The organism is Micropruina sp., from assembly GCF_027492755.1.
Lineage (GTDB): Bacteria > Actinomycetota > Actinomycetes > Propionibacteriales > Propionibacteriaceae > Micropruina.
On the sequence record NZ_JAPUED010000217.1, the window covers coordinates 1 to 5677 of the forward strand.

Below are 5677 nucleotides of genomic sequence, written 5' to 3' on the forward strand. Positions count from 1 at the left end.
GGCAGCCGGACCTCGAGCCGGCGTCCGTCCACCTCGACCACGAAGCTCTGCCGTTCGGCCGGCTCAGGGTCGGCCGCAGCGTCGGCGTAGGGCGGGAGCTGGTTGTCGAACTCGGTCTCGATCCACCGGGTGTGGACGCCGAACGTGCCGTCGGCGGCGACGAACGCCGGCTCGTCGAGCACCGCGGCGTGGAACGGCAGCACCGAAGGCATGCCCTCCAGCACCGTCTCGGCCAGCGCCCGGCGGGCCCGCTGCACCGCCTGTTGCCGGTCGGCGCCGGTGACGATGATCTTGGCCACCAGCGAGTCGAAGGCGCCCGGTACGGTCATCCCGGCCAGGTATCCCTCGTCGACCCGGACGCCGGGCCCGCGCGGTGGGCGCCACTGGGTCAGCGTGCCCGGGGCGGGCATGAATCCCCGGCCGGGATCTTCGGCGTTGATCCGGAACTCGATGGAATGGCCCCGGGTCTCGGGGTCGTCGTAGCCCAGCGGCTCACCGGCGGCGACGCGGAACTGCTCGCGGACCAGGTCGAGGCCGCTGACCTCCTCGGAGACCGGATGCTCCACCTGCAGCCGGGTGTTCACCTCCAGGAAGCTGATGGTGCCGTCGAGACCGACCAGGAACTCGCAGGTGCCGGCGCCGACGTAGCGTGCCTCCCGCAGGATGGCCTTGCTGGCCGCATACAACTCGTCGCGCTGCGCGTCGGTGAGGAACGGTGCCGGTGCCTCCTCGACCAGCTTCTGGTGCCGGCGCTGCAGCGAGCAGTCCCGGGTCGAGACCACCACGACGCCGCCGTGGGCGTCGGCCAGGCATTGGGTCTCGACATGCCGCGGCCGGTCCAGGTAGCGCTCCACGAAACACTCGCCGCGGCCGAAGGCGGCGACCGCCTCGCGAGTGGCCGACTCGAACAGTTCGGGTATCTCGGCCAGCGTCCGGGCCACCTTGAGGCCGCGTCCGCCACCGCCGTAGGCAGCCTTGATCGCGATCGGCAGGCCGTGCTGCCGGGCGAACGCCACCACCTCGTCGGCGCCGGCCACCGGGTCGGCGGTGCCGGGCACCAGCGGTGCGCCCACCTTCGAGGCCAGATGCCGGGCCTGCACCTTGTCGCCGAGCACCTCGATGGCTTCGGGGGAGGGGCCGATCCAGGTCAGCCCGGCGGCGATCACCGCGCGGGCGAAGTCGGCGTTCTCGGCCAGGAAGCCGTAGCCGGGGTGGACGGCGTCCGCACCGCAACGCTGCGCCACGGCGAGCAGTTTGTCGATGCTCAGGTAGGTCTCGGCGGGGGTGCTGCCGCCCAGCGCGAACGCCTCATCGGCGAGCCGGACGAACAGCGCGTCGGAATCCGCGTCGGCGTAGACGGCCACGCTGGCCAGTCCGGCGTCCGTCGCGGCCCGGATCACCCGGACGGCGATCTCGCCCCGGTTGGCCACCAGGACCTTGGAAAACTCGCCCATCACGAGGCGTCCTTTCTCGGTGTTCAATGCCTGATTGCGGCCCGCCAGGCCCCGGGCCCCGGGGCGGGTGGAAGCCGCAGTCGATCTCTGGCCGACCCCCAGCGCCGGGCCGGCCCGGCCGGTGCCGGCTCGTCCTCGGCCACCCGGCGCCCCAGCAGGACGGCGGTCAGCGCGGCCAGTTCGGCGTCGGTCGGATGGCCGCGGACGACGATCGGCGCGGTCACAGCGGAATGTTCCCGTGCTTCTTGGGTGGAAGTTCGGCGCGTTTGGTGCGCAGCAGCCGGAGCGCCTTGGCGATCTCGGCGCGGGTGTCGCGCGGCGCGATGACCCGATCGACATAGCCGCGTTCGGCGGCGATCCACGGATTCGACAGTTCGTCGTTGTAGGACTCGACCAGTTCGGCGCGGCGTCCGATCGGGTCGTCGGCGTGGGCCAGGTCGCGGCGGTACAGGATGTTCACCGCGCCCTCGGCGCCCATCACCGCGATCTGCGCGGTCGGCCAGGCCAGGTTCACGTCGGCGCCCAGATGCTTCGAACCCATCACGTCGTAGGCGCCGCCGTAGGCCTTGCGGGTGATCAGGGTGACCAGCGGCACGGTGGCCTCGGCGTAGGCGTAGAGCAGCTTCGCGCCGCGCCGGATGATGCCGTTCCACTCCTGGTCGATGCCGGGCAGGAAGCCGGGCACGTCGACGAAGGTGAGCACCGGAATGTTGAACGCGTCGCAGGTGCGGACGAACCGGGCCGCCTTCTCGGAGGCGTCGATGTCGAGGCAGCCGGCGTAGACCATCGGCTGATTCGCCACCACGCCGACGGCGCGGCCCTCGACCCGTCCGAAACCGCAGATCATGTTGGCGGCGAACCGGGCGTGCACCTCGCAGAACTCGCCGTCGTCCAGCACCCGGGTGATCACCTCGTGCATGTCGTAGGGCTGGTTGGGGGCGTCGGGGATGAGCGTGTCGAGCGCGTCGCCGTCGGGTTCGGCGTCCGGATCGGGCTCCAGCGCGGGCGGCTCGTCCAGGTTGTTGGCGGGCAGGAAGCTGAGCAGGTGCCGGACGAAGTCGAGCGCGTCGTGCTCGTCGGCGGCCAGGTAGTGGGCGTTGCCGGAGCGGGTGTTGTGGGTGCGGGCCCCGCCCAGCTCCTCCATCGTCACCTCCTCACCGGTGACGGTGCGGATGACGTCCGGGCCGGTGATGAACATCTGCGAGGTCTGGTCGACCATCACCACGAAGTCGGTCAGTGCGGGGGAGTAGACGTGCCCGCCGGCGGCCGCGCCGAGGATCACCGAGATCTGCGGGATGACGCCCGAGGCGTGGGTGTTGCGCTTGAAGATCTCGGCGTACAGGCCGAGGCTGACCACGCCCTCCTGGATGCGGGCACCGCCGCCCTCGACCAGGCCGATCACCGGGATGCCGGTGCGCAGCGCCAGGTCCATCACCTTGCAGATCTTCTCGCCGTACACCTCGCCCAGCGCGCCGCCGAAGATCGTCACGTCCTGGGAGAACACCGCCACGTTGCGGCCCTCGATGGTGCCGAAGCCGGTGATCACGCCGTCGGTGTAGGGCCGCTTGGCGTCCATGCCGAAGGCGGTGGTGCGGTGCCGGGCGAACTCGTCCAGCTCGGTGAAGCTGTCCTCGTCGAGCAGCGCCAGGACCCGCTCGCGGGCGGTCAGCTTGCCCTTGGCGTGGTGCTTCTCGACCGCCGCCTCGGAGGCCGGATGCTTCGCCTGCCGGTCACGACGTTCCAGGTCGGCGAGCTTGCCGGACGTCGTGTGCAGGTCGAGATCCATAGGCGGAACCTTAGTCCGAGGCGTCGAGTGGGGACCCGCCCGGCCCGGGGTTCATCCATAGCCGATCGTTATGCGGTCATCGGCGTCCTGCGGTGCCGTGGCCGATGCCTGGGACCGGCCGAGCAAGCTGCGTCGGCTGGCGAGGTCCCGCCGGGACCGGTGACCTGGCCGGAGATCGCCGCGATCTGCTGGCCCCACCTTCAAGCTCGTCGAGACCCGGCCGAGGGATTTCGACAGGCTCAACCAGCGGTGGATGCGTTGATCAGCGTCCCAGGGCAATCTGCGAACGGCCGATGCGGCAGAGCGGGACGCCAGGATCCGCGTCTGGTGTGCGCCGCTATAAGCGGCCCTTATGACAGCACCCACATTCGGTCTTGGCGCGGGACGTCGTCCGGCTCCTACGATCGTAGGGACCCCGATCACCGAGGATTTTTCATGCCTTTTGAAGCTGCCCGGATGACCCGGGTCCACCCGTCGCCGAGTTCCGTTGCCGCGGCCAAGGCGCGCGAGCTCCGGGAGAGTGGGGTGAAGGTGCTCGACCTGACGGTCGGCGAGCCCGATTTCGACACCCCCGACAACGTCAAGGCGGCCGGCATCGCCGCCATCGAACGCGGTGACACCAAATACACCGCGGTGAACGGCACCACGGCGCTGCGCCGAGCCATCATCGACCGGCTGCGCCGGGTCACCGGCATCGAGTACACCGACGCCGAGATCTCGGTCGGGTCCGGTGCGAAGCATGTGATCTTCACCGCGCTGATGGCCACCCTGAGCCCCGGCGACGAGGTGTTGATCCCGGCGCCGTACTGGGTGTCCTACCCCGACATGGTGGTGCTCAACGACGGCACCCCGGTGATCGTCCGGTGCCCGATCGCCGACGACTTCAAGCTCACCCCGGCCCGGCTCCGGGAAGGTCTCACCGACCGCACCCGCTGGCTGATCCTGAACGCGCCGTCCAACCCGACCGGTGCCGTCTACTCCCGCGACGAACTGGCGGCGCTGGCCGCCGTGCTGGAGGAGTTCCCCGACGTCCTGGTGCTGACCGACGAGATCTACGACGAGGTGTTCCTCGGCGAGGGCCGCTGCGTCGGGCTGCTCGAGGTCGCCCCTCAGCTGCGCGACCGGGTGCTGTTGGTCAACGGCGTCTCCAAGACCTACGCGATGACCGGCTGGCGGCTCGGCTACTGCGCCGGTCCGAAGCCGCTGGTGTCGGCGATCAACAAGCTGCAGTCGCACATGTCGAGTTGCCCGTCGTCCATCTCGCAGGCCGCCGCCGCCGAGGCGCTGAGCGGCGACCAGTCGTTCGTGGCCACAGCCGCGAAGCAGTACCGGGCGCGTCGCGACCTCGTCGTCGACCGCATCAACGCCATCGACGGGTTGCGCGCGCTCGCCGGAGACGGCGCCTTCTACGTCTTCATCGACTGCTCCGGGGTGATCGGACGCCGCACCCCTGACGGCACCGTGATCGACGGCGACGACGCCTTCGTCGGCTACCTGCTGGAGCACGCCCGGGTGGCCACCATCACCGGCAGCGCCTACGGCCTCTCGCCGTTCTTCCGGGTCTCCTTCGCCACCGACGAGGCCACCCTGTCCGCCGCGATGGACGCCATCGCCGACGCCGTCCGCTCACTCACCGACTGACGACCGACCAACTGAAGAGGATCGCTCAACTCATGATTCACGTCCGGACCAAGGTCCAGCGCCCCGCCGCCGAACTCGTCGCGCAGCTCGGCGAGTTCTCCAGCGCCACCATCCACGAGGCGCAGGGACGCCGCGGCGCGCTGAACTCCGACATCAAGCCGATCGATCGCGCGATGTCCTTCTGCGGACCGGCCACCACCGTGGTGTGCGCACCGCAGGACAACCTGATGCTGCAGGTGGCGATTCATTACGCCCAAGCCGGTGACGTCCTGGTGGTTTCGGCGGGCGAGTTCAAAGAGGCCGGCACCTTCGGCGACGTGCTCGGCACCGCCATGCACTCCAAGGGCTTGGCCGCCCTGGTCACCGATTCCGGCGTCCGGGACACCAAGGACCTGATCGAGCTGGGCCTGCCGGTGTTCTCGCGCAGCATCTGCATCAAGGGCACCGTCAAGGAGACTCTCGGCCCGATCAATCACCCGATCGTCTTCGGCGGTCAGCTGGTGGAGCCCGGCGACCTGGTCAAGGGCGACGCCGACGGCGTGGTGCTGGTCAAGGCCGCCGATGTCGAATGGGTGATCGAAGCCTGTGCCAAGCGGGAAGCCGTGGAGGCCGAGCAGCGCGCGGCCTACCGCGCCGGCGGCACCACGATCGACCTGTGCAACCTGGTCGACAAGCTGGCCGCGAAGGGTCTGCTGGTCGAGGAGTGACCGCTCCGCCGCCCGAGCCCGGCGCATGAAACCCTCCCTAACTAGTTCAGCCCTCCCGTCGACGGGAGGGCTGAACTAGTTAGGGAGGG

5 protein-coding genes are annotated in these 5677 nt (G+C 69.9%); 2 read left to right on the forward strand and 3 right to left on the reverse strand.

Translation table 11 applies throughout. The features are described from left to right. The 3 genes from Q0066_RS14985 to Q0066_RS14995 all read right to left on the reverse strand — a co-directional run. Positions 1–1454 (reverse strand): biotin carboxylase N-terminal domain-containing protein (locus Q0066_RS14985; RefSeq protein ID WP_298134349.1); only part of this gene is annotated, 1454 nt, incomplete at its 3' end. Positions 1455–1477: 23 nt separating this feature from the next. Continuing rightward, complete coding sequence (locus Q0066_RS14990) at positions 1478–1678, reverse strand: acyl-CoA carboxylase subunit epsilon (RefSeq protein ID WP_298134352.1); 201 nt, start codon at positions 1676–1678, stop codon at positions 1478–1480. Next, complete coding sequence (locus Q0066_RS14995; protein ID WP_298134355.1) at positions 1675–3240, reverse strand: acyl-CoA carboxylase subunit beta; 1566 nt, start codon at positions 3238–3240, stop codon at positions 1675–1677. The genes Q0066_RS14990 and Q0066_RS14995 overlap by 4 nt, the downstream gene beginning before the upstream one ends. A 435-nt stretch (positions 3241–3675) precedes the next feature. Here Q0066_RS14995 and Q0066_RS15000 point away from each other — a divergent pair, with 435 nt between their 5' ends. Together Q0066_RS15000 and Q0066_RS15005 are read left to right on the forward strand one after the other, a co-directional pair. Continuing rightward, positions 3676–4881: an aspartate transaminase gene (locus tag Q0066_RS15000; protein WP_298134357.1), complete on the forward strand. Its 1206-nt coding sequence runs from the start codon at positions 3676–3678 to the stop codon at positions 4879–4881. Positions 4882–4913: 32 nt separating this feature from the next. Then, complete coding sequence (locus Q0066_RS15005) at positions 4914–5588, forward strand: 4-carboxy-4-hydroxy-2-oxoadipate aldolase/oxaloacetate decarboxylase (RefSeq protein ID WP_298134358.1); 675 nt, start codon at positions 4914–4916, stop codon at positions 5586–5588. Positions 5589–5677 lie beyond the last annotated feature (89 nt).

What these genes read in the sequence shown, in the direction of transcription:
- Q0066_RS14995 (WP_298134355.1), bottom strand. Translation starts at nt 3,240, where the DNA reads ATGGATCTCGACCTGCACACGACGTCCGGCAAGCTCGCCGACCTGGAA.
- Q0066_RS15000 (WP_298134357.1), top strand. Translation starts at nt 3,676, where the DNA reads ATGCCTTTTGAAGCTGCCCGGATGACCCGGGTCCACCCGTCGCCGAGT.
- Q0066_RS15005 (WP_298134358.1), top strand. Translation starts at nt 4,914, where the DNA reads ATGATTCACGTCCGGACCAAGGTCCAGCGCCCCGCCGCCGAACTCGTC.